This window comes from Methylocella silvestris BL2 (genome assembly GCF_000021745.1).
Classification (GTDB): Bacteria; Pseudomonadota; Alphaproteobacteria; order Rhizobiales; family Beijerinckiaceae; genus Methylocapsa; species Methylocapsa silvestris.
Genome location: NC_011666.1, coordinates 726,208 through 753,122, shown reverse-complemented (window position 1 = coordinate 753,122; position 26,915 = coordinate 726,208). Strand labels below are relative to the sequence as shown.

The following is a 26,915-nucleotide window of genomic DNA, read 5'->3' as shown; positions in this document are numbered from 1 at the left end:
CGCAGCCAGCGCCCGCGCGTGCATAGCTGCGGACAAAAGGCCACAGTCGAGGAATGATGCGCATATTCGTGTAAAGTCCCTGAAAGATCAAATTGCGATAATTATGACGCTGCCCGGATCCGACAGCGGTTTTCCTGGGCTGCGACAAATTCACGCTCCTTCCAGCGTGAATTCCTTCTTCTCGCGCGGCAAGGCCGGAGCTTTCGGCGGCGCTCAGGCTCGGGGCGCATTATCCAAATGCCTGAAAGCCCTAAAATTCTCAAGTGTATTTCCGACCAGAATCGCGTTAAAACTGCAATATGAAGGGTTTCTGCGTGATGAATACTATCTATGCATAAACCGTTATCGGAATGTTACATAGAATGTCAGCGCCGTGCTTTTGCGCACCCGGGCTCAGCTTGATCGGCGTTGCTCCGCAGGCCGATTTCGGATAGGACTTGAATGAAATGCGATCCCTGCCGAGGCCGGCGGCGCGAACCTTGCCTATCCTTATCGACGCAGCAACGGACATCGATTTCGCATGATCATTTTGCACATCATTCCGACGTGTAACCCCGAATATGGCGGCCCTATCGAAGGCATCTTCACTTCGGCGCCGGCCCTGCGCGCGCAGGGTTGCGACCGCGAGATCGTGTCGCTCGACATGCCGACCGATCCATGGGTGAAAACGTCGCCGGTGCGCGTGTACCCCATGGGGAATCCTAGCCCAGCCTATCACGCCTGGAAGAAGCGCATTCCGTTCCTCCGCTACGGCTATAGTCCGGCGATTGTTCCTTGGATTCGGGAAAACGCCAAGCGCTATGACGCGGTCATCGTCAACGGTCTTTGGAATTTCGCCTCGCTCGCCGCGCGGCAGGCGCTGGTCGGCACCGATACGCGATATTTCGTTTACGCGCATGGGATGCTCGACCCCTATTTCAACAAGATTTCCCCCGTCAAAGCCTTCTTCAAGCAGTTGCTCTGGTGGGCCAGCGAGGGTCGGCTGATCAACAATGCGACGTCCGTCATGTTCGTGACGAAAGAGGAGCGCGAACTGGCCAAGACCTCCTTTTGGCCCTATCGGGCGCGGGCGCGCGTGGTGCCTTATGGAATCGTCGACGTCAGCGGCGACGCAGAGGCCCAGATCAAGAGCTTTCGCGCCGCCCTTCCGCAGCTCGGCGAGCGCCGTTTTCTGCTGTTCCTCAGCCGGATTCACCCCAAGAAGGGATGCGACATCCTGGTCGAAGCCTTCGCCAAGATGGCGGGCGGGGATCCCGACCTCGATCTGGTGATCGCCGGTCCGGACTCGGTCGGGGCCGTTAAAGAGCTCCAGGAGGTCGCGGCGCAGCGCGGCGTGGCTGATCGCATCCACTGGCCCGGCATGCTGAAGGGCGATCTGAAATGGGGCGCCTTTCGCGCCTGCGATGGATTCATCCTGCCTTCGCACCAGGAAAACTTCGGCATTGTCATCGCCGAGGCGCTCGCCTGCGGCAAGCCGGTGCTGACCACAGACAAGGTCGCCACTTGGCGCGAGGTGGCTGACAATAATGCCGGATTCGTCGAAAATGACGACCTTCCTGGCGTCACCCGGCTGATCGAGCATTTTTTGAGCCTTTCGCCCCTCGAAAAACAGGAAATGAGCAAACGGGCGCGGGCGACCTATCTTACGAAGTTCGACATGGGCAGCATGGCTCCGGAACTGATCGAGGCTTTCAGGACTTCGCAAGCCGCATGAAAATACTCGACGCACGATCGACCCGGCCGCTCGAGGGCGGCCCGACCTATTCGGTGGCGAACCGCGCTTTTCGGGCGAGTTGGATCCTGACCTGGGTCCTCCTGGCCTCCTGGACGCCGCCACTGATGCATGGGTGGCGGCGCATGCTTCTTCGCCTGTTTGGCGCGAAGATCGCCTCGAATGCGGCAGTCTATGGCACGGTCAAGGTGTGGTATCCGCCGCATCTCGACGTCGGGCGCTTCGCCGTGCTTGGCCCCGGCGTGAATGTCTATTGCGTCGAGAAAATCACCATTCAGGACTACGCCATTGTGTCGCAGGGCGCCAATTTGTGCTCCGCCGGCCATGACGTTGAGGACGCGTTCTTCCAGACCGTCGCGCGCCCGGTCACCATCGGCCGGCGCGCCTGGGTCGCCGCCGAGGCCTTTGTCGGTCCCGGCGTCACCCTCGGGGAAGGAGCCGTGCTCGGCGCGCGGGGCTGCGCCTTCCGCGATCTCGCGCCCTGGACGATCTATGGCGGCAACCCCGCCCGGATGCTGAAGCCGCGCAGTCTGCGCTTCGACGAAGACGGCGCCGGGGAAAATATCCCCCGCGCCGCGGAATGACGCAATCGCAGCGTCGCGGCGTATCCGCGTCGATGCGACGAGATTCGATTGCTTGAGGCGCCCCCAATCCGTCCGGTAGAAGTGTGTTGACATGCCGCAAGGCTTTGTCCGACCTTGATCGGCGTTGAGGGGAAGCCGCTATGCGAACGGTCCTATACCCCGACCGCGCCGTGTCGGCGTTGGGGTTCAGTTGCGTCAGCCTGGGTTCGCGCGTGTCGGAAGCGCAGTCGCGGCGCCTTCTCGATTATGCCTTTGACCACGGCGTGACATGGTATGACGTCGCGCCGTCTGACGGCGATGGCGACGCCGAGACGATCCTTGGGCGCTTCCTCGCCGGGCGGCGGGATCAGGTCATCGTTTCGGCGAAGGTCGGCCCGGCCCGGCCAAATCCGTCCCGCGTCATGCGGCTTTTTTCATCCTTCAAACGCAGCGCCCTCAACGCCTTTCCCGAGCTTGCGGCCGTGTCCCTGCGCGCTCTGAAGGCGGGCCACGAGCGCGAGCCGCTGCGCCCGGAACGAATCGGATCCTCGGTCCTCGACAGTTTGCGGCGGCTTAAAACCGACTATCTCGATGTGCTGGCGCTGCAAAATCCGAGCGTCGAGGATTGCCGCAATCCGGCGATCGGCGACGCCCTCGCCGATGTGGTCGTCAAGGGCTATGTGCGCCGCCTCGCGATCGCTGGCAGTCCGGACGTGATCGAGGCTGCCCGGGAAACCGATCTGTTTCCTGTCGTCATGATCCGGAACAATCCGTTCGAGCGTGCGATCGAGCGCGTTCGCGCCGCCCCGCCCGGGGGACATGCGGAATTTCTCGTGGTGCAAAGCCCGCTCGGAAAGGCCTATGAGCGGCTGTCGCATCTGCTGGTCGGCGACGGCGGCCGGCTGGCGTCGCTGGCGTCGCAGCTCGCCTATGGGCCGCCCTTCATGACCAGCGAGATTTTGCTCGACTACGCCTTCGGCAATAATCCGACCGGCGTCGTCGTCGCCGCCATGTCGCAGATCGCCCATATCGAGCAGAATTGCGCGCGGGCGACGCGGGCGCCGCGCACGGATGTCGTTGAATTCGTAAATAAGACGGTATTATCCGCCCCCGCGCCAAGAGGCTTTGGCCTGCGGCCGTAACGCCGCCGCCAGCCGCATTCGAGCGCCTGTGAGCACGACCGCCCGCGCACTCTGGCGTCCGATGGCTATCGACGCTTCGCCGCCTGGCCAAAGATCAGCCGACAAACGCAGGCGGCGGTCGAGAACAGCCGTTTCCGAAAAAGAGCTATTTTATAGAACAATCCGAATTTCGTGGAAGATCACGGCCGGCGCGGCGTTTAGGGTTCTTGTCACCGAAACGTGATCAAGGGCGCTCGGTTCGAGACAGACGGACATCCTGAAGTTGTTGGCTTGTCGGTTGCTGACGCGCTGCGTGCAGCGGCATTTTACAACGGCGCTATAGCCGCCGAAGCGCGTTGGATGGAACGACCGCGACGCTGCAATATCAGTCGGCGGGGACGACTTGCTCGAAAAAGGGAATTTCGGCTGCGGCGCGCCCCTTGAAAGTGAAAACTGAAACAAGACGGCGCGAGAAAACGCGGCCGCAAAAGAGGGGAGCGCCATCATGTCCATTCGCCGCAAGCCAGGGGCGCGCTGCGCGTTTCTTGCCGCCGCTATCCTTGGTCTGACCGCGCCATCTCAAGGCGATGCGCAAACGAAGCTTCCCCGAAATACCTTCGAATCCGCTCTCGTCCTGCAGGACGAAGGCACGTTCTTTGTGAACGGAAAAGTCGTCACCACGGCTTTCCCGGACGCGCCGGCGACGGGAGCGCCGACGCCCGGGAAGATTATGATCGATCAAATGTATGTTCACTACAGAATACCTATCTTCGCCAAAAAATATCCGATCATTATGGTTCATGGCGGCGGCCTCACCGGCCAGACCTATGAAACGACTCCGGACGGACGCGAGGGATGGGCGACCTATTTCGCGCGCAACGGATATTCGGTGTATGTCGTCGATTTTCCGGGCAGGGGCCGCGCAGGGTTTGATCCAAGCATTATCAACCAGGCGAAGCTTGAAAACAATGCGAGCCTGCTTCCCGCTATTCGACGCACAACAGAAGAGGCGGCGTGGACGACGTTTCGCTTCGGCCCTGCGCTCGGGGTTACATATCCCGGCCTCCAATATCCAGTTAAGAACGTAGACGGATTTGACGCCCAGGGCGTTCCCTACACCGAAGTCACGCTGCAGGGGGGCGCTCTGACGCAGGGACCACAGGCGCTGGTCGCCTTGCTGGATCAGCTCGGCCCGGCAATCCTTCTCGTCCATTCGCAGTCCGGCCCCTTTGCTGACGCTGTCGTCGGGTTGCGTCCCGATCTGGTAAAGGCCGTGGTCAACATTGAGGGAAATCAGCTCACGATTCCGACGGCGCAACAGATTGCCGCCTATCGTGGTGTTCCGGATATCGAGCTGTTCGGGGATAATGTCATTGGAAACCCTGCCTCTACAGGCCAAGATCGTCTGAACGGCCGCACAGCGGTCTCCAAAGCGATCAATGCGGCGGGGGGGAGATCCGAGGTTGTCCAGCTTCCGATGGTCGGCCTACATGGCAACTGCCACATGATGATGCAGGACAAGAATAATCTCAAGGTCGCCGATTATTTGATGAAATGGCTGAAAAAGAACGTGAAGTTCGGGCGGAACGGCTAGGCGCATCCTGCTACGGGCCCAATCACGAAACGAACAATAAAACGCAACAAGAAAACAACTCTGGAGAATCCCAATGGGCATCGAACAATCGTCCAGCCTCGCGCCGTCAAACGCTGAAGCAGGCTCGTCCCGCCGTGGATTTTTTGCGAGAGCTGGGGCGGCCCTCGCTTCGCTTCCGCTTCTCGCCGGCGGGGAGGGCCTGGCGCATGACAATCATGGCGGCGGCCAGGACGGCGCTCGTCGCGGCCCGCTTATCATTGCAAAACAAGGCAGTTTCTTTGCGGGCGGAACGGTCAAACAGGCTCCGGGAGATTTCAATCCCCTCGTCAATGGCGGTCCGGGGCAAACTCTGCATGGCGACCATGTCTATACGCAATTCCAATCACCGGTGTTTCCAAGAAAACTGCCGCTTGTCATGTGGCATGGCGGCGGCCAGAGCGGCAAGACTTGGGAGTCTACGACCGATGGTCGCGAGGGGTATCAATCGATCTTTCTGAGACGAAACTTCACCGTGCACATCATTGATCAGCCGCGACGCGGGCGCGCCGGCAACAGCACGCAACCGGCCACATTGACTGCGACCCCCGGCGACCAGGATCTATTCGTCGCATGGCGGCTTGGCATCTGGCCGAATTTTTATCCGAATACCAAATTCCCCAGAGGCGCCGACGCGCTCGATCAGTTCTTTCGGCAGTTTACGGTCGATACAGGACCTTCCGACAGAGCTGTCGTGACCGACGGCGCCGCGGCGCTGTTCGCGAAGATAGGACCAGCGGTATTGCTGACGCATTCGGCGAGCGGCGTGCTCGGTTGGGTCACCGCGACCAAAAGCGCCAACGTTCGTGCAATTTATGCCTATGAGCCGACCGATTATGTCTTCCCGGATACCGAACTGCCCAATCCGATTGGAACCGGCGTCGCGCAGATCTCTCCAAACCCAGTGCCTATGTCGGATTTTTTAAAGCTCACGAAAATACCCATTCGGATGCAATATTCGGACGGAATTCCTCCTACGTCCAGCCCATATCCGCGCGTGCAGACCTGGATTAACCGGATCGCCATGGGTCGCCTCATGGTCAAGGCGATCAACAAGCATGGCGGCAATGCGTCTCTCCTGCATTTGCCGGACATCGGCATATTCGGCAACACGCATTTCTCGTTTGCAGACGTCAACAATATTCAGATCGCCGATATTTTGTCCGACTATCTACAGCGGCAAGGCCTGGATCGATACTGAAGCAGGGGCGCGGAGACAGCGGCGCGTGCGTGTTGTCGCGCAGACGTCGCAGGCGCTCAACCACAGCGCGATCTCGCATGGATTTCTTAGAGCGGCAGGAAATGGGGAGCGCACGACGCTCCCCGAGGTTGCGGCGTCGATACGATCTAAATTGTCGTCAAGCTCTGCGGGCAATTGTTCGCTTTCGCGCGCAATTGATCCGTTAAGCCCGTGCTTTGGCGGCGCCCGCCGCCTTCACGGCAAAGTGACATTGAAAGGCAACGCGAAGAATACGTATAAAAACAACATTTACGAAGTCTTTTTCGCGGCTTACCCGCCTCAGAGCGTTGCGGGGATAGCCAGATTATTGCGTATCGGAACTTCTTGGAAGACGTGCCGCGAGTCGCGCCGATAGGTTTTCGCTCGCGATCTGACGAGGCCTTTAGCGGCATTCAGCGGCGCACGGGCGTCGGCAGCATTCCAAAAAAAGCATTCAACAAACAATTGGAGGGGATATGTCCCGTATTTTAGAGCTGCGGCGTGGTCTTCGCTCGCGCGGAGACAAGTCGCGATCTTCCGTGAAGGCGCGAGCAGTATTCACTATTGCCGCTGCGGCGTTAGCGCTAGCCGCGCCGGCTCAAGCCAAAGCCGGACCGCTCCGCGTCGACACTGTGGAGGGACCGGTCAAAGGGTTCGTCAAGGACGGCGTCGCCGAATTTCTTGGTGTTCCCTACGCCGCGCCGCCGGTCGGAAATCTACGCTGGACGCCTCCCAAAAAGCATGCGCCTTGGACGAGGGTTCTGCAAGCGACGAGCTTCGGCCCTCAATGCGCTCAGGTTACGACGCTGGGTTTGTTTGCGGGGCCGGCAAACAACAATGAGGACTGTCTCTACCTGAATGTCTTCTCTCCGAACCTTAATCCCACAGGAAAAGGAAAGCTTCCCGTTATCGTCTGGATTCACGGGGGCGGCAATATCGACGGCGCGAGCGATGGCTACGACGGCGCGAAGCTCGCCTCACAGGGCGACGCTGTTGTCGTCACCATCAATTATCGACTCGGCGTATTGGGCTTCATGGCGCATCCCGCGCTTGACGCCGAAGGGCATCCTTTCGCCAACTACGGCATCCTCGACCAGCAGGCGGCGTTGCAATGGGTCAAGCGCAACATCGCCAGCTTCGGCGGCGACAAAAATAATGTGACGCTTGGCGGCCAGTCGGCCGGCTCCCTCGATACGCAGGTCAACATGGTGTCGCCGGCCGCTGCGGGTCTTTTCCACCGAGCCATCTGGGAAAGCGGCGTTCAGGAGCCGGCGCCGTTGCCCTTCGCCGAGCAAAGCGGAACGTCCTTCGCCGTCGCCGCCGGCTGCGGATCCGGTTCCGACGCGGCAACCGCCAAATGCCTCCGCAGTTTGACCGTTGCGCAGATCATGAAAGTGCAAGGGACTGAAAGCGCCAGCTTCTATCCCACCGGCAATGGCATCGTCGCGGACGGCCAGATCATTCCGTCCAATGGCATCAAGGCTCAGTTCGCCAGCGGTCAATTCAATCATGTGCCGGTCATGAGCGGCTCAACGCATGACGAAGGCAATTTTGGCTTGGCGATTACGGAATATTACAAGAAGCCTCGCGTGGCGTTTACGGCGGACGACTTCAAGAGTTTTGTCACGGCGACTTACACCGGTAACTCAGGACCCGCCGGTTCGCCGCCGCCCTATCCGGCGGGCACCGTCGACAAAGTGTTGGCCCGCTATCCACTTGACGCCTACCCGACGCCACAACTCGCCATGGACGCGGTCGCGACGCAAGGCGCGGCGTTTTTCGCCTGTCCGACGCGGCAAATTCTGAAGTCCATTGCCAATCAGGTGCCCGTCTACGCCTATGAATTCAACGATCAGACGGCTCCTTTCTATTTCCCCAAGATGCCAGGCTTTCAGCCTCTCGCCTATCATACCGCCGATATCCAATATTTATTTCCTCTCTGGCATGGCGGCGCGGATGGCATTCCGCATGAGCTCAACAACAAGCAGCAGGCGCTCTCGGACAAGCTCGTAAAGGCGTGGACGAACTTCGCTTGGACGGGCAATCCCAACGGGCAAGGAAACAGCCCGTGGCCGCGTTACGTTCTTCAGCCCAATAAATCATTCTACTTGTCCGAGAATATCCCTACGCTGTCGACGATTTCCGACGCGCAATACGCCGCCGAGAACAAGTGCGACTTGTGGGACACAGTCCTGAAGTAGCAAAGTCCCGCAGCCCGCAGCTCGCAGGTCCTGCGGGCTCACGGGAAGCCAGCGACTCCACAATGATGCGAAGGCTCACGCCAACAAAGTGTGAGCCTTTGCTTTTTCGCCGCTGATCTGGAGATGCCGAGAGATCGATTGGCGACGCGCACAATCGGCGCATCGTCATATCTTCGGCAGGAGCGGCCGGAACGTTCTAAAGGCTTAGATCTTCAGATCTTTGATTAACTTGCGGTTTGATGGTGGGCGCACACAGGCTCGAACTGTGGACCCGCTGATTAAGAGTCAGCTGCTCTACCAACTGAGCTATGCGCCCATCAAACCCATGCAGAGGCCGCTGCGGCCCCGCGCAGCGGGAGCGCTCATGTAGCAAACGGGCTCACCCTTGTCCAGAGTGCGCCCGCGAAAAACGGAAGCGGGGCGGGATGCGTCCGAAGCCGCGGAAAGCCAGCCTGACTTGACCGTGAAAGCGCCCTGGCGGCCAACCATGCCCCGCCAAGGCTATTTGCGCGCGATTGCGTCGAAGATCATCCGGCGAGCGCGTCCCGCTGCGACTTGCCGCGCTTCATCATCAGCTTGTTCAGAGAGGCGATATAGGCCTTCGCCGCGGCGACCAGCGTGTCGGGGTCGGCGCCCTTGGCCGTCACCGTCTTGCCGTCCTCGGCGAGCCGCACCGAAACCTCCGCCTGCGCGTCGGTTCCCTTGGTGACCGCGTGAACCTGAAACAGTTCGAGCACGGCCCCATGCGGCACCAGCGCCTGGATGGCGTTAAAGATCGCATCGACCGGGCCGTTGCCGGTCGCCTGATGCGTCACATGCGTTCCGTCGATGTCGAGGGTCAGCGCCGCCGACTGCGGTCCCTTGGTCCCGGCGAAAACGGTGAGGTCGACGAGCTTGATGCGGTCATGCGCATGCACGATTTCATCGTCGACGAGCGCCATCAAATCCTCGTCGTAGACGACCTTCTTGCGGTCGGCGAGATCCTTGAAGCGCACGAAGGCGTCGTGCAGGGCGTTGTCGGCGAGCTCATAGCCAAGCTCGCGCAGCTTGTCCTTGAAGGCGTGGCGGCCGGAGTGCTTGCCCATCACCAGGGAGGTCTTGCTGACGCCGACGCTGGCCGGGGTCATGATCTCATAGGTCTGGGCGTTCTTGAGCATCCCGTCCTGATGGATGCCGCTCTCATGGGCGAAGGCGTTGCGGCCGACGATCGCCTTGTTGAACTGCACCGGCGACGAACTCACCGCCGACACCAGCTTCGAGGCCCGAGTCAGCAGGGTTGAATCGATTTCCGTGTGATAGGGCAGCGAATCGCCGCGCGTCTTCAGCGCCATGACGACTTCTTCGAGCGCGGCGTTGCCTGCGCGTTCGCCAAGACCGTTGATGGTGCATTCGACCTGGCGCGCGCCGCCGCGCACGCCCGCCAGCGAATTGGCGACGGCGAGCCCGAGATCGTCGTGGCAATGCACCGAAAACACAGCCTTGTCGGCGTCCGGCACGCGCTCACGGATTTGGCGGAACATCGCCTCATATTCTTCGGGCAAGGCGTAGCCGACGGTGTCCGGCAGATTGATCGTCGTGGCGCCGGCGCGGATGGCCGCCTCGACGCAGCGGCAGAGATAGTCGATCGGGGTGCGCGTCGCGTCCATCGCCGACCATTCGACGTCGTCCACGAGATTGCGCGCTTGCGTCACCGTCCGGGCGATGATCTCGAGCACCTGGGCCTCGCTCTTGTTCATCTGATGCTGAAGATGAATCGGCGAGGTCGAGACGAAAGTATGAATACGCGGCCGGCGCGCTTTGCGGACCGCTTCGCCGCAGCGGGCGATGTCGCCTTCGATAGCGCGGGCGAGCCCGGCGATCACGGCGTTTTTGGTGCGTTCCGCAATGGCTGAGACAGCCTCAAAATCGCCTTCGGAGGCGATTGGGAATCCGGCTTCGATGATGTCGACGCCCATATGGTCGAGCACTTCGGCGACCTGCAGCTTGTCTTCAAGATACATGGTCGCGCCGGGCGATTGCTCGCCGTCGCGCAAGGTGGTGTCGAAGATGACGACGGATTCGGAATTTCGCGCGGACTCGAAGCGCGACGGGGAGGCGGGGTCTGTCATGGTCTTATCCGGAAAGGGTGATCGTCAGGGTTTTTTCGGCGCGTTCCCCTGAGCGCCCAGGCAAAAGCCCGGCCGGCCCTCAGGGGCGGATAAGCAGAAGAAGCTTTCCAGCAGGAAGCGAAGCTCCGCCAGGCGCGGCGCAAAGCGCAACGCGGCCAATCAGCGGAGAGTCAAAACCGAAACGCACGGAGCATCTCACCCTAAAAACGCCCTTAAGCTAAAGGCGAGGACTGAAAGTAGAGGAGGCGAGGCGAAATAGCAAGCGCCCGGCCGACGCGCGTCAAGGCGAGGATGAGGCGCGCAGCATCTGCCGCGCCTTCGCGGCATCCGCCGCGATCTGCGCCTTCAGCGCGTCCAGGGAGGCGAATTTCTCCTCCGGCCTGATCCAGCCGACAAAAAACACTTCCAGCGTCTGGCCATAAAGATCGCCGGAAAAATCGAAGACATGCGCCTCGAGCAGCGCCTCGCCATTGTCGACGGTCGGACGGCGACCGAAGCTCGCGACGCCATCATGCAGGACGCCGCCGATGTCCACCCGCACGGCGTAAATGCCGTGACGCAGCCGGCAGGTCGGATCCGGCCGAATGTTGGCGGTCGGAAAGCCAAGCTCGCGTCCAAGTTTCTGGCCCGCCAGCACCTCGCCGACGATCGAATAGGGGCGCCCGAGCAGACGGGCGGCCTCTGCGGCGTCGCCAACTTCCAGCGCCGCGCGGATTGCGGTGGAGGAGGCAGGCGTTGGCGCATCGCCGCCGGCCGAGCCGGCCCCCTCGGCATTGACGCGCCCGACGATCTCGACGGAAAAGCCGAGCCGCGCGCCGGCCTCGCGCAAAAAGGCCGGCGTGCCGGAGCGGCCGGCGCCGAAATGAAAATCATAGCCCGCAACGACGGCACTGACGCCGAGGCGCCGCAGCAGCACTTCTTCGATGAAATGCCCGGCGGGCAGGGCGGCGAGCGCCTCGTTGAAAGGAACGACGATCATCCCGTCGACGCCAAGACGCTTCAGCGACCGCGCCTTGGCCTGCATCGGCGACAGGCGGAACACGGCGCGCCCGCGCTGGAAAAAATCGGACGGATGCGGCTCGAAGGTCAGCACCGCGCAAGGCCGGTCGAGCCGGGCGGCAAGCGCTTCGGCGCGGCGAATCACAGCCAGATGGCCAAGATGCACGCCATCGAAATTGCCGATTGCGACGACGGCGCTCTCAAGTCCCTCGGGCGGGCTTTGCGGGTCGATCGCGAGGATGAAGCGTTTGTCGCCATGCGTTTGGGTCAAGGCAGGCGGCGCCGTGCGGATGGCAGGCAGTCGGTTGGCTGGCGCATGCGGCGCCGCCGCATGGCCTCGTTCAGGTGCTGCGGCATGGAAAAAGCCTGTCGTCGGAATTTTGCGCGAAACTGACGCGGCCCCGGGCTCCAGTCAAGCTTGGCGTCTTTGGTCGGCAACGGTCTTACCACACAAGTTTGGCGATTGCGGCGCTGGGGCGTAGGCCAAAATCCTGCACGAACTGGCGCAGGGCGGCGGCGTCGATGGCCGCGTGCTCGGCCTCTCCATGCAACGCCTCGCGATGAATCCCTGAGGTGACGAGAATGCTGTCGAAGCCCTGCTTCACAGCGCCCCGGATGTCCGTGCGCATGGCGTCGCCGATGGCGAGGACTCGTGAGCGTTCGACCGGGGCGCCGCGCGCTTCGCCCGCGAGAGCCAGCGCGCGATCATAGATCGGCGCAAAGGGTTTTCCCGCCTGAATCACATTGCCGCCGAGACGCTCATAACGTTCGGCGATCGCTCCGGCGCAATAGGAGAGGACGCCATCGACCTCGACCACGAGATCCGGATTGGCGCAGAGAAAATCAAGTTTTCGCGCAAAGATAAGCTTCAACCGCTCGTCGTAGTCTTCCGGCGTCTCGCTAAAGAAATCGATGAAACCGGTGCAGAGGACGAAGTCGGCGTTGGCGATCGGCGCAAACCGCGGCGCTTGGCCGTCGCGCGCTGCGACTTCCTCGAACAGGCCCGTTTCCTGCGGCGCGCCGATATGGAACAGGCTTTGACCGCGCCGCTCGATCAACAGGCTGACGGTGACGTCTCCCGAGGAAACGACGGCGTCATAGGCGCTGGAGGGAAATCCAAGATCGTCGAGCTGGGCCGTGACGATCCGGCTGGGGGCGGGCGAATTGGTGATCAGAACCACAGCGCCGCCCCTGGTGCGAAAGCGGCCAAGCGCGTCCGCCGCGCCGGCGAAGGCTGCAGCGCCATTATGCACGACGCCCCAGATATCGCTGAGGATGACATCATAGCTGTTGGCGATCTCGCTCAGGCCCGCGATCAGACGAGGCACTCAGACATCCTTCAGTTTGCGAAAAAGAGCGCCTTTTGAGATCGGCCCCGCAGGACCGGAGCGACCCGGCAGAGGCGAGGCAGAAGCCTCGAAAGGCCCGCGCCTCTAGGCGGGCAAAACCGATCTGTCAAGCTGGCGTCTTGGCGCCTCGATGAACTCTGGATCTGGGGCCGCTTACCAAGTTTTTCAAGCCGCCGCTTAAGCTGTGGCATGACGACTGACGATATGCTTTATTGGATAGTCAGCCAACGCGAGTGTCAGCCTTGCGTCGATTGCCCGACTTTCGGGAAGGAATGAGAGTCGGGAGAGGGGGGCTGACCGCCGCCCGCAATCTGTTCGCTTGCGTTTTTCTGCTCGCGACGCTGCGTATGGCCGTCGCGGGGGCCTGGCTGATGCCGCCGGGAGCCGGGCAGATCATCGCCGGAACGGCCTTTTCCGGATCGACCCGCGCCTTCGACGCGCAAGGGCGCCTCGTGCCGGTGCCCTCCTACCAGAAATTCGAACTTGGCGCTTATATCGAATATGGCCTGACGGATTGGGCGACGCTTGTCGCGACGCCGTCCCACGATCGGATCAGCCAGCCGGCGCCGGCAATATCCTATTCCGGCATCGGCCAAAGCGGGCTTGGCGCGCGGTTCGGCCTCTATCGATCCGACGAGCTGGTGTTTTCCGCACAGGCGCTTCTGGCCTCGCCGGGCGCGTCCTTCAACGGCAATCTCCAGCCGCACCGGGCCGCTTCGCTCGATCTGCGCGCCCTTGCCGGGTATAATTTCGCCCTCGGCTCCATGTCCGCCTTTCTCGACGCCGAGACCGCTTATCGCTTTTATGCGCAGGAGCAGCCGGGCGAATGGAAATTCGATGTCAGCTTCGGCGTTCGACCGATCGCGAATTTGCTCGTCCTGATTCAGAGCTTCGGCTCGCTCCAGCAAGGCGAGGCCCAGGGGTTCCCGCAATCCTGGTGGGAGAAGCTTCAAGGCAGCTTTGTTTACGATTTCAATTCCGCCTGGTCGGCGCAGCTCGGCGTTTTCATGACCATTGCGGGCAAGAACACCGGGCGGGAGCTCGGGCCGGTTGGGGCGATCTGGTATAAGTTCTGAAAATCGGCGAACGTGCGTAGCTATTCATGTTGAACACGAGAGTTATCTTGCAAGCTATTGCTGGAGTTGCCATCTTGTGACGGAAAAATGCATCGGCGTGCTTCTCGCTGGCGGTCTCGCCCGGCGCATGGGCGGAGGCGACAAGGCGTTGCAAGAGGTCGCAGGAACGACGATCCTTGACCGCATGATCGCGGCGTTGTCGCCGCAGTGTTCGGGGCTGATCCTCAACGCCAATGGCGATCCAGGGCGCCTTAAGGCCTATGGGCTGCCGATCGTCGGCGACGATCCGCCCGATTTCAAAGGCCCGCTCGCCGGCGTTTTGGCGGGGCTCGACTGGATCGCCGCCAACGCTCCGGGAACCTCCTTCGCGCTCAGCGCGCCAACCGACGCGCCCTTTCTGCCGCATGATCTTGTCGCAAGGCTTTTCGCAGCGCGGCGCGCGGAAGGCGCCGAAATCGCCTGCGCGCGTTCAGGCGGACGGGAGCATTCCGTCATCGCGCTTTGGCCGGTGGCGATCCGGCAGGATCTGCGTCACGCGCTTTTTTGCGAAGACCTGCGAAAGGTCGGCTTTTTTCTCAGGCGCCACGCGGTCGCCTACGCCGATTGGGAGATCGAGCCCTTCGATCCCTTCTTCAACGCCAATGCGCCCGACGATCTTCGGATCGCCGAAGAGATCGCCATGCGCCCGGCCGCCAGCGGAAAAATTCTATAGTCTATTATTTTTGTAGACTATCTGACCGCGCTGCGTTATAGACGCGTCATAAACAAAGCGATCGGGACCTAACATGGCGCTTACGCTGGATAAAGTCGAAAATATCTCGCTCGAGGAATTGAAGCAGGGGCTGGCCGATGGCTCGATCCTGCTTGTCGATGTGCGCGAGCCGAATGAATTTGCCGCCGGACATATCCCCGGCTCGACGCTCAATCCTTTGCAAAGCTTCGACCCGTCGCGGCTGCCGCGAGCAGAGGGCAAGCGCGTCGTGCTGTCCTGCCGCTCCGGCAAGCGCTCGCTGACGGCGCTGGACCTTGCCCGCCGGGCCGGACGCGACGACGTCGGCGCCCATTATCCTGGCGGATTTCAGGAATGGGCCCAGCGCGGCGAGAAGGTCGAGTTTTGACGCGTGAGGCTGGCGTCCGCGACGCGGAGGCCGTTTTGAAATTCGGTTCTCCCCATCCAAACGGACTCTCAGAATAGATCGTTCAGAAAGATCCTCGCCAGCCGATAAATGCCCAAAACTTCGCGGTCGCGGCGGCCCTGCGACATTGAGCGCGTCGGGCGCGATCCGCGACATCCATGCGCGGGCCGCCGCGACCGCCTCGCCGGAGCCAAGCTCGATCACGAGATGAGGTTTGGCAAGGGCAATCGCGCAGGCGAGGGCAAGCTGCGACCCCGCCGAGACGCCATGATCGGGGCCGGCGAGGATCAGCGTGGCGTCGCTATCGCGCACGTTCCAGCGCGTGCGCTGCTCCGGGGCGGCCTCGGGGGTCTCCACGAGCCGCGGATAGCGCGCAAGAAGGCCCGGCGGGTTGGGACGATCCTCCGCCCAGCCGCCGCGCGGACACCAGCCGGCATAGGCGAGACCGCGCGACAGGGCGAAATCCAGCGCCGCGCGATCGACGCCGCTCTGGCCGCCTGACACGATCAGCATCGCCGATTCCTGCACTTCCCATTTTCACGTCAATCCGCGAGCCTCTGCGCCACGCGCCGGGCTTTGCCCCATTGTCGCTCCGCCGGACGGAAAAGACGAGGGGGATGAAATGGGTTTGCCGTCTCTTCACGCGACGGTCCCGAGTTGATCCCCCGCATCTGCCAAGCAACAATCTCGATTTTGTCATATTTAGGAATTATCCGCCCCTCCATCGTCAATGATAGAGGAGAAAAAGTTTGAGGTTAGTCAATGTAGCGATCACCGCCGTTTCGAGTATTTTTCCTTTATCGGCCAGCTTTGCTGATTCAGAAGCCGGATATTTTGCAAAGGCTTCCTATTATTCATCCGGAACGCTGACAGCGTCTGGAGAGCGTTTCGATCAGAATGGTTTTACTGCCGCGAGCAAAACGCTTCCGTTTGGCGCGCGCTTGAAATTGACCAATCTCGCAACCGGGCGCTCGATCGTGGTGCGGATCAATGACCGCGGCCCCTTCGTGCGCGGCCGCGATCTCGATCTCGCCCGCGGCGCGGCCGACGCGCTCGGCATGATCGAGGCGGGCACGGCGACCTTGCAGGTCGCCCGGCAGTAGCGCCGCTTCTCGGCCGGGCTTTCGAGCGCCGCGATCATTGATCCGGCTCGAGGTCCGGCCGTTGGCGCTTGAACGCACCCCGCGCTCTCCTCCGAAAATTTAAACGCGCCTCGCGCGCCCGATCAAGAGCCTAAACGCGCGTCGCGCTCTTGCCGTCGCGCCCGGCTCTTGCTAGATACCGCGCATCAGTCTCGCTTTTTTCCGCCGTTCCGGCGCCGGTCCGCTTTTTTAGCGGCAGTCCTCTCGCCCCTTGTGAGCCCAGCTCGCGGGCAGGGATTCCGGCGGAAGAAAGCGCCACCAACCCCAAACCACCGGCGCCGCCCGCACCGCGGGCAACCAGGAGACCAAATGGCATCAACTTCCACCTATGCGCCGACGCGCGAGGATTTCGCGGCGCTTCTCGACGAGAGCTATGGCGACAACGAGGCTTTTGAAGGCTCGGTCGTCAAAGGCACCGTCGTCGCTATTGAAAAAGACGTCGCCGTCATTGACCTCGGCCTCAAGACCGAGGGACGCGTCGCCCTTAAGGAATTTCAGGGTCCGAACCGCGAAGGCGCGCCCGTCGTCGGCGACGTCGTCGAGGTCTATCTCGAGCGCATCGAGAATGCGCTGGGCGAGGCCGTCATCTCGCGCGACAAGGCCCGCCGCGAAGAGAGCTGGGTCAAGCTCGAAAAGGCTTTCGAGAAGCAGGAAAAGGTTGAGGGCGTCATCTTCAACCAGGTCAAGGGCGGCTTCACGGTCGACCTCGACGGCGCCGTCGCCTTCCTGCCGCGCAGCCAGGTCGATATTCGCCCGATCCGCGACGTCACCCCGCTGATGGGCGTGCCGCAGCCGTTCCAGATCCTGAAAATGGATCGCCGCCGTGGCAATATCGTCGTGTCGCGCCGCACCGTGCTTGAAGAATCCCGCGCCGAACAGCGCCATGAGATCGTCGCCAACCTCGAAGAGGGGCAGGTGATCGAAGGGATGGTCAAGAACATCACCGATTACGGCGCCTTCGTCGACCTCGGCGGCATCGACGGCCTGCTGCATGTGACCGATATCGCCTGGCGCCGCGTCAACCATCCGACGGAAGTTCTGTCGATCGGACAGACGGTTCGCGTCAAGATCATCAAGATCAACCACGACACCCACCGCATCTCGCTCGGCATGAAGCAGCTGCTCGAAGATCCGTGGCAGGGCATCGAGGCGAAATATCCGGTCGATGCGCGCTTCCGCGGCCGCGTCACCAACATCACCGACTACGGCGCCTTCGTCGAACTTGAGCCGGGCATCGAGGGACTGATCCACGTCTCCGAAATGTCCTGGACCAAGAAGAACGTGCATCCCGGCAAGATCGTCGCGACGAGCCAGGAAGTCGACGTTCAGGTGCTCGAGGTCGATCCGGTCAAGCGCCGCATCTCGCTCGGCCTCAAGCAGACTCTCGCCAATCCGTGGGAGTCCTTCGCCGAGAAATTCCCAGTCGGATCGGAAGTCGAGGGCGAAGTTAAGAACAAGACCGAATTCGGCCTGTTCATCGGCCTCGACGGCGACGTCGACGGCATGGTCCACCTCTCCGACCTCGACTGGAAGAAGCCCGGCGAGCAGGCGATCGAGGACTATAAGAAGGGCGACATCGTCCGCGCCAAGGTGCTCGACGTCGATATCGAAAAGGAGCGCATCTCGCTCGGCGTGAAGCAGCTCGGCGGCGACGTCGTCGCGCCGGCCGCTGAAGGCGCTCCGAAGCCGACTGACGATCCGTCCGACCTCAAGAAGGGCGTTGTCGTCACCTGCGAGATCATGGACGTCAAGGACGGCGGCCTCGATGTTCGCATCGTTGGCACAGACTTCACCGCCTTCATCAAGCGCAACGAGCTGGCGCGCGACCGCGCCGATCAGCGTCCGGAGCGTTTCGCCGTCGGCGAGAAGGTCGATGCGCGCATCACCCAGTTCGATCGCCGCACCCGCAAGGTGACGGTGTCGATCAAGGCGCTCGAAGTTGCGGAAGAGAAGGAAGCCATCGCGCAATATGGCTCCGCCGATTCCGGCGCCTCGCTCGGCGACATCCTTGGCGCGGCCCTGAAGGCCCGCGAAAAGGGCGGCAAGGCCGAAGACTAAAATCCGGGACCGCGCAGCGGTCCATGAATTCTCCCAGCCCGCGCGAATTTTTTTCGCGCGGGCTTTTTTTGGCTTTATGGGAGCGTCCATGACAGCGGCAGCTTCGCGCCTCGCCGGCGTCGGCGTCGATTTCGGCACCACAAACAGCGTCGTCGCCCTCGCCTATGAGAACGGCGAAGTCGAGAGCCTCAGCTGGCCCTCGCAGTTCGGCGCGACCGACACCTATCGCACCGCGCTGATGTTCTGGCGCGAGGGGCGCAGGATCGCCCACGCCTCGGGCCCAGCGGCGATCGCCCGCGCCGTCGCCGGCGATGGCGAGCAGCGTTTCATCCAGTCGATCAAGACCTATCTGGCGAGCCGGCTCTTTTCCGAAACGCGGCTCTACGGCCAGCGCTTCACCATCGAGCAATTGGTCGCGACGTTTCTGAGCGATCTGCTCGCGGATTTGCGTTTGAGCGCCGGCGCGAACGCGGTGCAAATCCCGATCCTCTCCGGTCGGCCGGTGGTTTTCGCCGGAGAGGATCCGGACGAGGATCTCGCCGTCGCGCGTCTGCAAAGCGCCTATGCGCTGGCGGGCTTTCATGACGTTGCGCTGGCGTTCGAGCCCTTCGGCGCGGCCTATTGGTATGCGCGTCGTCTGGAGCGCGAAGAAACGGTGCTCGTCGCCGATTTCGGCGGCGGCACCAGCGATTTCTCAATTATGCGCTTTTCACGCAAGGACGGCGCGCTAACGGCGCGGCCGCTCGCCCATACCGGCGTCGGCGTCGCCGGGGATTCATTTGACTATCGCATCATCGACCATGTCATCGCGCCAAAACTCGGCAAAGGCGCGTTTTACCGCTCCTTCGACAAGCGCCTGCCGATCCCGGCCTATTTCCATGCCGCCTTTGCGCAATGGCATCAATTGTCGTGGCTAAAAACGGCGCAGACGCTCGGCGAATTGCGCAAGCTGATCCAGAGCGCCGAGGAGCCGGAGCCGCTGGAAGATCTGATGTCGGTGATTCAGCACGATCTTGGCTTCGAGCTCTATCGCTCTGTCGGCGCGCTCAAGGCGCGGCTGTCCGATGAGGAGAGCGCGCGTTTTTCATTCAGCCGCGAGGGCATCCAGATCGAGGCTGACGTCAGTCGCGCCGAGTTCGAAGCCTGGATCGCGCCGGATCTCAAGCGCATTGGCGCCTGCGTCGATCAGGCCGTCGCCGCGGCCGGCCTCAAGCCCGCCGCGATCGACGCGGTCTTTCTGACCGGCGGGACGTCTTTCGTGCCTTCCGTCCGCGCCTTGTTCACGGAGCGCTTTGGCGGTCCCCGCGTGCACATCGGCGACGCCTTCCAGTCGGTCGCCTCGGGCCTGGCGCTGATCGCGGCGGAGCGGGTGGGCGCCGGCCAAACGGGATAGCCCGCAGCGCCGGGCGCGACTTCGGCGGCTGACAAAACTCAGCCTACTGAAACGACACTTTCAAAATCTCATAGCTCTTGCCGCCGCCGGGCGTCGTCACTTCGACGGTGTCGCCGACCTTCTTACCGATCAGAGCGCGGGCCGTCGGGGAGGTGATCGAGACGCGGCCGGATTTTACATCGGCCTCGGTCTCGCCGACGATCTGATAGGTTTTCTCCGCTTCGGTGTCTTCATCGATCAGCGTCACCGTCGCGCCGAACATCACCGTCGCGCCGGACAGTTTCGAGACGTCGATCACCTCGGAGCGGGACAATTTGTCCTCAAGCTCGGCGATGCGGCCCTCATTCAGGGACTGGGCTTCCTTCGCGGAATGATATTCGGCGTTTTCCGACAGATCGCCGTGGCTGCGCGCTTCAGCGATCGCCTGGATGATCCGCGGCCGTTCGATCTGCTGGCGGCGCTTCAATTCGTCTTCGAGGGCGAGATGGCCCGCCGCCGTCATGGGAACCTTGTCCATGGTGGTATCTTTCACATCCCTTAAAACAACAAAAGCGTCCGCTCCTCCCCGGGGCGCGGCGTTGTCGTGGTCTTCAAAAACTGTCGGCTTCGTTGGAGGCCGCAGGGCTATCGCTAATCGCCGGGCTCCAGCGCTTTGCCGCCGCGAATCCGTCTCCCGTCTAAGAGACACTTTCGCGCAGGCTCCTGCAAGTGGCTCGTGTCAGGGGGAAGTTTCAATCGATAGGCCGGGGCGGGGTTTCCGCGGCCAAAGCATTCCTTAACTGAAATAATCCTGCAGCGCGCGGACTTCGAGATCGCCGGCGATATAGGCCTTGATTCCTTCGGACGCCGCGATCGCCCCGGCGAGCGTCGTGTAATAGGGCACTTTGTGCAAAAGCGCCGCGCGGCGCAACGAACGCGAGTCGGCGAGGGCCTGCTTGCCTTCGGTCGTATTGAGGACGAGCTGCACGCTGCCGTTCTTGATGAGATCGACCACATGCGGCCGGCCTTCCGAGACTTTGTTGATGCGCTGCGCCGCGACTCCTTCGGCGTGAAGGAAGCGGGCGGTGCCCCCGGTCGCAAGGATGCGGAAACCAAGCCCGGCCAATAGCTTGATCGTGCCGAGCACGCGCTGCTTGTCGGCGTCGCGGACGGATACGAACACCGCGCCCGAGGTCGGCACATTGGTGCCGCCGCCGAGCTGGCTCTTGGCGAAGGCGACAGCGAAGGAGCGGTCGAGCCCCATGACCTCGCCGGTCGAGCGCATTTCCGGGCCGAGCACCGTGTCGACGCCGGGAAAGCGCGCGAAGGGAAACACGCTCTCCTTGACGCCGACGTGATCGAAGCGGGGCGGCGTCAGGCCGAAGCTGGCGAGGCTCTCGCCGGCCATGATGCGGGCGGCGATCTTGGCGATCGGAACCCCGATCACCTTGGCGACGAAGGGCACGGTGCGGGCGGCGCGGGGGTTCACCTCGAGCACGTAGATTTCCCCGTCCTTCAGCGCATATTGCACATTCATCAACCCGCCGACGCCAAGCGCGAGCGCGAGGTCGCGGGTCTGGCGTTCGAGCTTTGCGATCATGTCCGGCGACAGCGAGCGCGGCGGCAGCGAGCAGGCGCTATCGCCCGAATGAATACCGGCCTCCTCGATATGCTCCATGACGCCGCAGATATAGACGTCGGTCCCGTCCGACAAAGCGTCGACGTCGACTTCGACGGCGTCGCTGAGATAGCGGTCGAACAGCAGGGGATTCTTGCCGAGCACCGTATTGATCTGCCCGGTCTTGTCGTTCGGATAGCGCGCCTTGACGTCTGAGGGCACGAGGCCGGGCAGAACTCCGAGCAGATAATCGTCGAATTCGGCATGATCGCGGATGATCGCCATGGCCCGCCCGCCCAGCACATAGGACGGGCGCACCACGAGCGGCAGGCCAAGATCCGAGGCGACGATGCGCGATTGCTCGACCGAATAGGCGATGCCGTTCTTCGGCTGCTTCAGCCCGATCTTGTCGAGCAGGCGCTTGAAGCGGTCGCGGTCCTCGGCGAGGTCGATCGAATCAACCGAGGTGCCGAGAATCGGGATTCCCGCCCTCTGCAGTCCCTCCGCCAGTTTGAGCGGCGTCTGGCCGCCGAACTGCACGATGACGCCCTTCAGCTTGCCGGCCTCGCTTTCCTTGGCGAGGATTTCGAGTACGTCCTCCATCGTCAGCGGCTCGAAATAGAGCCGGTCGGAGGTGTCGTAGTCGGTCGAAACCGTTTCCGGGTTGCAATTGACCATGATCGTCTCGATCCCCCGCTCGCGCAGGGCGAAGGAGGCGTGACAGCAGCAATAGTCGAATTCGATGCCCTGGCCGATGCGGTTCGGGCCGCCGCCGAGGATGACGACTTTTTCGCGATCCGAGGGGCGCGCCTCGTCGGCCGAGATCCCGGCGAAGGGCGGCGCATAGGTCGAATACATATAGGCCGTCGGCGAGGCGAATTCGGCGGCGCAGGTGTCGATGCGCTTATAGACCGGCCGCACGCCAAGGCTGCGGCGGAGCGCCCCGACGGCGGCTGCGGAGGACCCGGTCAGAGCGGCGAGGCGGGCGTCGGAAAAGCCGGCCGCCTTCAGCATGCGCAGATTGGCGCTGTCGCCGGGCAGGCCGCGCGCGCGCACCAGCGCCTCAAGGTCGAGAATTTCCTGCAGCCGCTCGAGAAACCAGACGTCGATACGGCAGGCCTCGTGGATCTCGGCCGGCGTCATGCCATAGCGCAACGCCTGCGCCGCGACGAGCAGCCGGTCCGGCGTCGGCCGGCCGAGCGCGGCGCGCAGCGCATTCATGTCGTCGCCAAGGCCGAGCCCTTCGATCTCGATCTCGTCGAGCCCGTCGAGCCCGATGTCCAGAGAACGCAGCGCCTTCTGCAGGCTTTCGGCGAAGGTGCGCCCGATCGCCATGGATTCGCCGACCGACTTCATCGCGGTGGTCAAAATATTGTCGGCGCCGGGAAATTTCTCGAAAGCGAAGCGCGGGATTTTGGTGACGACATAATCAATGCTCGGCTCGAAGGACGCCGGCGTCGCGCCGCCGGTGATGTCGTTTTCGATCTCGTCGAGGGTGAAGCCGACCGCGAGCTTGGCCGCTACCTTGGCGATCGGGAAGCCGGTCGCCTTCGAGGCGAGGGCCGAGGAGCGCGACACGCGAGGGTTCATTTCAATGACGATCATGCGTCCGTCGGCTGGATTGACCGCGAACTGGACGTTGGAGCCGCCCGTTTCGACGCCGATCTCGCGCAGCACCGCGAGAGAAGCGTCGCGCATGATCTGATATTCCTTGTCGGTCAGCGTCAGCGCCGGCGCGACCGTGATGGAATCGCCTGTGTGAACGCCCATCGGATCGATGTTCTCGATGGAGCAGACGATGATGCAATTGTCCGCCTTGTCGCGGACGACCTCCATTTCATATTCCTTCCAGCCGAGAACGCTTTCCTCGACCAGCACTTCGCTTGTCGGCGAGGCGTCAATGCCCCGCTCGATGATGTCGATGAACTCCGCCTTGTTATAGGCGATGCCGCCGCCGGTCCCGCCCATGGTGAAGGAGGGACGGATGATCGCCGGCAGGCCGATATCGTCGATGATGGCGAGCGCCTGGGAGAGCGTCTTGATCTGGTGCGAACGCGGCGTCGACAGGCCGATGCGCGACATCGCCTCGCGGAACAATTCGCGATCCTCGGCCATGTCGATCGCCTCGGCGCTGGCGCCGATCATCTCGACGTCATATTGCTCGAGAATGCCCATTTTCTTGAGCGAGAGCGCGCAATTCAACGCCGTCTGGCCGCCCATGGTCGGCAGCAGGGCGAAGCCCCCCGGCGCGGCATATCTTTCCTTGGCGATGATCTTGGCGACGGCCTCGGGAACGATCGGCTCGATATAGGTGCGGTCGGCCATGTCCGGGTCCGTCATGATCGTCGCCGGATTGGAGTTGACGAGGACGATCCGGTAACCTTCTGCGCGCAGCGCCTTGCATGCCTGCGTGCCGGAATAGTCGAATTCGCAGGCCTGTCCGATGATGATCGGTCCCGCGCCGATGATAAGGATCGTCGAGATGTCGGTCCGCTTCGGCATTAGGTCTCTTTCGCGATCGAGGCTGGCGTTTCAGATCATTGTCGCAGAAGCCGCGCGGCCGCCTTAGCCGGCGCTCTGACCGGTTCAAACGGAGCCGTTGCGGGATGGTTCGCTTGAGCGCAGCAAAGACGGCGCCGAGTCCGCACGGGCTACAGCGAGAATTCATGAGGCAGGCAGGTGTCTAAACCAGATCGCCGCGGCTCTCAACCCAAGCGCCGCGGCCGAGGAACGCCGCCGGCGAGGAAACTTTCTTGACGCCGCCCAGAGGAGCTCCGAAAGGCGCGGCTCGGACGACATAGCTTTGAGCTCTAACGTGGGTTGCAATCGACCGCGAGATGATGTGTATATATAGAATAGTAATTCTATAGAAATGATCATCATGAGCCCGCCCAAAATCCTCGATCCCATCGACCGGCGAATTTTGCGCATCGTGCAAAAGGACGCCTCTCTCTCGATCCATGAGATCGCCTCGCGCGTCGGACTGTCGCAAACTCCATGCTGGAAGCGCCTGCAGCGGCTCGAGGCGGCGGGCGTCATCAAGCGGCGCATTGCGATCCTCGATCCGATCAAGCTCGGCCTCGGCATCACCGTCTTCGTCACCATTGAGGTCGGCGATCATTCAGGTCAGGGCCTCGAGCGTTTCGCGACCGCGCTCGCCGCGATGGATGAGGTGATGGATTTCTATCGCACCGCGGGAGACGTCGACTATATTTTGCGGGTCGTCGTGCCCGACACCGCCGCCTTCGATGATTTCTACAAGCGGCTGATCGCGCTGGCGCCGCTGAAGAACGTGACGTCGCGCTTCGCGCTGGAGAACATCAAATCCGAAACGGCTTTTCCGATCGCCGGCTGACGCGCGCCGTCGTTGCGGGAGAGCGCCGTCCGGCAAGGAACGGGAGGCGATAAGATCGATACGCAATCGCCCGCGAGCGCGCTTCCCCTGATCGATCTTGCCCGTGAGGCGGCGGAGCCCGCCGCGCGCCGACGCTTTCTCGCCGATCTGCGCGAGGCCGCCCATGATGTCGGTTTCTTCTATCTGACCGGCCATGGCGTCGCCGAAAACGGCGATGTGCTCTCTGTCGCGCGAAAATTCTTCGACCTGCCGACGCAGGAGAAACGCGCCGTCGACATGATCCGGTCGCCGCATTTTCGCGGCTATTCGCGTCTCGGCGCGGAACTCACGCGCGGGCGCCCGGATTGGCGCGAGCAGTTTGACATCGGCGCCGAGGGCGAGCGCCGCTGGCGCCCGGGCGATCCCGCCTGGATGCGGCTCCAGGGTCCAAACCAATGGCCGGACGCCTTGCCGGAGCTGCGCAGCCTGCTGCTCTCCTGGCAGGGCGCCGTCACCGCTGCCGCCGTCCGCCTGCTGCGCGCCTTCGCCGAGGCGCTTGGGCAAGCGGCAGATGCGTTCGAGCCGCTCTATCGGAGCGCGCCCAACCAGCACATCAAGATCATCCGCTATCCCGCGCAGGACGGCGCCGGCGGCGCGCACGGCGTCGGCCCGCATAAGGACAGCGGGCTGCTCACCTTCGTGCTTCAGGACGACGTCGGCGGCCTCGAGGTCGAGCGGGAGGATGGCTCATGGATCGCTGCGGCGCCTTTGCCAGGCTCGCTGGTCGTCAACATCGGCGAACTTCTCGAAATCGCAACCAACGGCTATTTGCGCGCGACCGTCCATCGCGTCGTTCCGCCGGCCGGACGCGACCGCCTGTCGGCCGCCTTCTTTCTTGGCGCGAGCCATGAAGCGACGACGCCGATCCTCGATCTTCCGCCGGAACTGGCCGCTCGGGCGCGCGGGGCCGAAGCCGACCCGGATAATCCGCTGTTCCGCCATGCCGGCGAGAATTATCTGAAGGGGCGGCTGCGCTCGCACCCGGACGTCGCCGGGCGCCATTACGCCGATCTCTAGCGAATCAGGCCGGCCAGCGGACGTCCTGCGCGGGCCGCTCCGTCAGTGTGGAGGATAGAGCGGGAAGTCCGTATCGAACGGTTGAGCGCTCCGGCCAAATCTATTCGGCCGCGCCTCCCGTTAGAGATAGGCCGCTTTCAGCAGATTTTCCGGATAGCGCTCGCCCGCTGCGGCGTCGCTCGGAATCATCTCGCGCAGCTCGGCCAGCTCTTCGGCGCTCAACTCCACATCGAGCGCTCCCATATTTTCCCAAAGCCGCTCGATCTTTTTTGTGCCGGGGATCGGCGTCACCGTTTCGTCGGCGAGAAGAAAGGCGAGCGCGAGCTGCGCGCTCGTGCAACGCTTGGCCCGAGCCATCTCCGCGACCTGGTCGGCCAGACGACGGTTGTGGTCGAAGTTTTCTGCCAAAAAGCGTGGGTGCGTCGCTCGCCGGTCGCCAGCGACGTCCGCGGCCGTGCGCAGCGCCGGGGTGAGAAGGCCGCGGCCCAGGGGAGAATAGGCGACGAAGCCAATGCCGAGTTCATGCGTCGCGGCGAGCACCTCTTCCGCCTCTTTGCGGTAGAGCAGAGAATATTCCATCTGCACGGCCGCGATGGGATGGATGCGGCAGGCGCGCCGGATCGTTTCGGGTTTTGCTTCCGAAAGCCCGATGAAGCGCGCCTTTCCCTTTCTGACGAGTTGGCTCATGGCGTCCACCGTTTCGTCGATCGGCACTTGCGGGTCGACCCGGTGCTGGTAATAGAGGTCGATATGATCGACCTTGAGCCGTTTCAGACTGGCGTCGCAGGCCTTGAAGACATAATCCGGCCGGCCATTGATCAGGACCTCGCCGGAATTTCCCTCGACATGGCCGAATTTGGTCGCGATGAACGCCTCGTCCCGGCGCCCCGCGATCGCCGCGCCGACGAGGCTTTCGTTATGGCCCCAGCCATACATATCGGCGGTGTCGAGAAAATTGACGCCGGCGTCGAGCGCCGCGTGGATCACCGCGATCCCGTTCTTGTCCTCGCTCTCGCCATAGGCGCCGGAAAGCGACATGCAGCCGAGGCCGATCGCCGAAACGTCCGGGCCTTGAGCGCCAAGGCGATGGAAACGCGCGATTCTGGGCGAGGACGCAGCCATATTTTCTCCGCTGGATCGAGGCGACGGTCGGATTTGCTCACCGCCGGCCGGTCTCCCG

General features: G+C 62.5%; 20 protein-coding genes, 1 tRNA gene and 1 pseudogene. 14 read left to right on the top strand and 8 right to left on the bottom strand.

Going from position 1 to position 26,915, the window contains the following annotated elements; translation table 11 throughout:
• The first annotated feature begins 520 nt into the window (after positions 1 to 520).
• The 6 genes from MSIL_RS03520 to MSIL_RS03490 all read left to right on the top strand — a co-directional run bounded on the left by MSIL_RS03520 (position 521) and on the right by MSIL_RS03490 (position 8,466).
• Positions 521 to 1,714: a glycosyltransferase gene (locus MSIL_RS03520; RefSeq protein ID WP_012589730.1), complete on the top strand. Its 1,194-nt coding sequence runs from the start codon at positions 521 to 523 to the stop codon at positions 1,712 to 1,714.
• Positions 1,711 to 2,316 carry an LbetaH domain-containing protein gene (locus MSIL_RS03515; RefSeq protein ID WP_012589729.1) on the top strand — a complete coding sequence of 202 codons (606 nt, stop codon included), beginning with the start codon at positions 1,711 to 1,713 and terminating at the stop codon, positions 2,314 to 2,316. The genes MSIL_RS03520 and MSIL_RS03515 overlap by 4 nt, the downstream gene beginning before the upstream one ends.
• Positions 2,317 to 2,456: 140 nt before the next feature.
• Positions 2,457 to 3,437: an aldo/keto reductase gene (locus MSIL_RS03510; protein ID WP_012589728.1), complete on the top strand. Its 981-nt coding sequence runs from the start codon at positions 2,457 to 2,459 to the stop codon at positions 3,435 to 3,437.
• A 484-nt stretch (positions 3,438 to 3,921) separates the two neighbouring features.
• Positions 3,922 to 5,010: an alpha/beta hydrolase family protein gene (locus MSIL_RS03500; protein ID WP_012589727.1), complete on the top strand. Its 1,089-nt coding sequence runs from the start codon at positions 3,922 to 3,924 to the stop codon at positions 5,008 to 5,010.
• A gap of 415 nt (positions 5,011 to 5,425) precedes the next feature.
• A complete protein-coding gene (locus MSIL_RS03495; RefSeq protein ID WP_244406209.1) occupies positions 5,426 to 6,247 on the top strand; it encodes an alpha/beta hydrolase in 822 nt (273 codons plus the stop codon).
• Positions 6,248 to 6,741: 494 nt separating this feature from the next.
• A complete protein-coding gene (locus tag MSIL_RS03490; RefSeq protein ID WP_012589725.1) occupies positions 6,742 to 8,466 on the top strand; it encodes a carboxylesterase/lipase family protein in 1,725 nt (574 codons plus the stop codon).
• 240 nt (positions 8,467 to 8,706) lie between these two features.
• On the opposite strand, the gene MSIL_RS03485 is transcribed toward MSIL_RS03490, so the two are convergent.
• The 4 genes from MSIL_RS03485 to MSIL_RS03470 form a co-directional block, all read right to left on the bottom strand.
• Positions 8,707 to 8,782 (bottom strand) — tRNA-Lys (locus tag MSIL_RS03485).
• A 211-nt stretch (positions 8,783 to 8,993) separates the two neighbouring features.
• Positions 8,994 to 10,574, bottom strand: coding sequence for a 2-isopropylmalate synthase (locus MSIL_RS03480; protein ID WP_012589724.1), 1,581 nt, complete (start codon positions 10,572 to 10,574; stop codon positions 8,994 to 8,996).
• 280 nt (positions 10,575 to 10,854) lie between these two features.
• Positions 10,855 to 11,844, bottom strand: a complete 990-nt coding sequence (locus MSIL_RS03475; protein ID WP_012589723.1) for a bifunctional riboflavin kinase/FAD synthetase — start codon at positions 11,842 to 11,844, stop codon at positions 10,855 to 10,857.
• A 172-nt stretch (positions 11,845 to 12,016) separates the two neighbouring features.
• Positions 12,017 to 12,901 carry a TIGR01459 family HAD-type hydrolase gene (locus tag MSIL_RS03470; protein ID WP_012589722.1) on the bottom strand — a complete coding sequence of 295 codons (885 nt, stop codon included), beginning with the start codon at positions 12,899 to 12,901 and terminating at the stop codon, positions 12,017 to 12,019.
• A gap of 293 nt (positions 12,902 to 13,194) precedes the next feature.
• Between MSIL_RS03470 and MSIL_RS03465 the strand changes: the two genes are divergently transcribed.
• The 3 genes from MSIL_RS03465 (at position 13,195) to MSIL_RS03455 (ending at position 15,116) form a co-directional block, all read left to right on the top strand.
• Complete coding sequence (locus MSIL_RS03465; RefSeq protein ID WP_012589721.1) at positions 13,195 to 13,998, top strand: hypothetical protein; 804 nt, start codon at positions 13,195 to 13,197, stop codon at positions 13,996 to 13,998.
• A gap of 76 nt (positions 13,999 to 14,074) precedes the next feature.
• Complete coding sequence (gene mobA, locus MSIL_RS03460; RefSeq protein ID WP_012589720.1) at positions 14,075 to 14,710, top strand: molybdenum cofactor guanylyltransferase MobA; 636 nt, start codon at positions 14,075 to 14,077, stop codon at positions 14,708 to 14,710.
• A 73-nt stretch (positions 14,711 to 14,783) separates the two neighbouring features.
• Complete coding sequence (locus MSIL_RS03455; RefSeq protein WP_012589719.1) at positions 14,784 to 15,116, top strand: rhodanese-like domain-containing protein; 333 nt, start codon at positions 14,784 to 14,786, stop codon at positions 15,114 to 15,116.
• A 144-nt stretch (positions 15,117 to 15,260) separates the two neighbouring features.
• Here MSIL_RS03455 and MSIL_RS22295 read toward each other — a convergent pair.
• Positions 15,261 to 15,647, bottom strand: a pseudogene (locus MSIL_RS22295) (YpsA SLOG family protein); the annotation flags it as partial.
• Positions 15,648 to 15,883: 236 nt separating this feature from the next.
• Here MSIL_RS22295 and MSIL_RS03445 point away from each other — a divergent pair.
• The 3 genes from MSIL_RS03445 to MSIL_RS03435 all read left to right on the top strand — a co-directional run bounded on the left by MSIL_RS03445 (position 15,884) and on the right by MSIL_RS03435 (position 19,727).
• Positions 15,884 to 16,237, top strand: a complete 354-nt coding sequence (locus tag MSIL_RS03445) for a septal ring lytic transglycosylase RlpA family protein (protein WP_012589718.1) — start codon at positions 15,884 to 15,886, stop codon at positions 16,235 to 16,237.
• A 348-nt stretch (positions 16,238 to 16,585) separates the two neighbouring features.
• Positions 16,586 to 18,334, top strand: coding sequence for a 30S ribosomal protein S1 (rpsA, locus tag MSIL_RS03440; RefSeq protein ID WP_012589717.1), 1,749 nt, complete (start codon positions 16,586 to 16,588; stop codon positions 18,332 to 18,334).
• Positions 18,335 to 18,422: 88 nt separating this feature from the next.
• Positions 18,423 to 19,727 (top strand): Hsp70 family protein, encoded by a 1,305-nt coding sequence (locus MSIL_RS03435; RefSeq protein WP_012589716.1) that lies wholly within the window; start codon positions 18,423 to 18,425, stop codon positions 19,725 to 19,727.
• Between the two features lie 43 nt (positions 19,728 to 19,770).
• Here the strand turns inward: MSIL_RS03435 and greA are convergent, their stop codons facing one another.
• Positions 19,771 to 20,244: a transcription elongation factor GreA gene (gene greA / locus MSIL_RS03430; protein ID WP_041368414.1), complete on the bottom strand. Its 474-nt coding sequence runs from the start codon at positions 20,242 to 20,244 to the stop codon at positions 19,771 to 19,773.
• Between the two features lie 258 nt (positions 20,245 to 20,502).
• A complete protein-coding gene (gene carB, locus MSIL_RS03425; protein WP_012589714.1) occupies positions 20,503 to 23,826 on the bottom strand; it encodes a carbamoyl-phosphate synthase large subunit in 3,324 nt (1,107 codons plus the stop codon).
• A 370-nt stretch (positions 23,827 to 24,196) separates the two neighbouring features.
• Here carB and MSIL_RS03420 point away from each other — a divergent pair, with 370 nt between their 5' ends.
• Both MSIL_RS03420 and MSIL_RS03415 read left to right on the top strand, forming a co-directional pair.
• Positions 24,197 to 24,679 (top strand): Lrp/AsnC family transcriptional regulator, encoded by a 483-nt coding sequence (locus MSIL_RS03420; RefSeq protein ID WP_012589713.1) that lies wholly within the window; start codon positions 24,197 to 24,199, stop codon positions 24,677 to 24,679.
• A 54-nt stretch (positions 24,680 to 24,733) separates the two neighbouring features.
• Positions 24,734 to 25,735: an isopenicillin N synthase family dioxygenase gene (locus MSIL_RS03415; RefSeq protein WP_041368411.1), complete on the top strand. Its 1,002-nt coding sequence runs from the start codon at positions 24,734 to 24,736 to the stop codon at positions 25,733 to 25,735.
• Between the two features lie 120 nt (positions 25,736 to 25,855).
• Here MSIL_RS03415 and MSIL_RS03410 read toward each other — a convergent pair whose 3' ends face one another.
• A complete protein-coding gene (locus MSIL_RS03410) occupies positions 25,856 to 26,857 on the bottom strand; it encodes an aldo/keto reductase (RefSeq protein ID WP_012589711.1) in 1,002 nt (333 codons plus the stop codon).
• Positions 26,858 to 26,915: the final 58 nt, after the last annotated feature.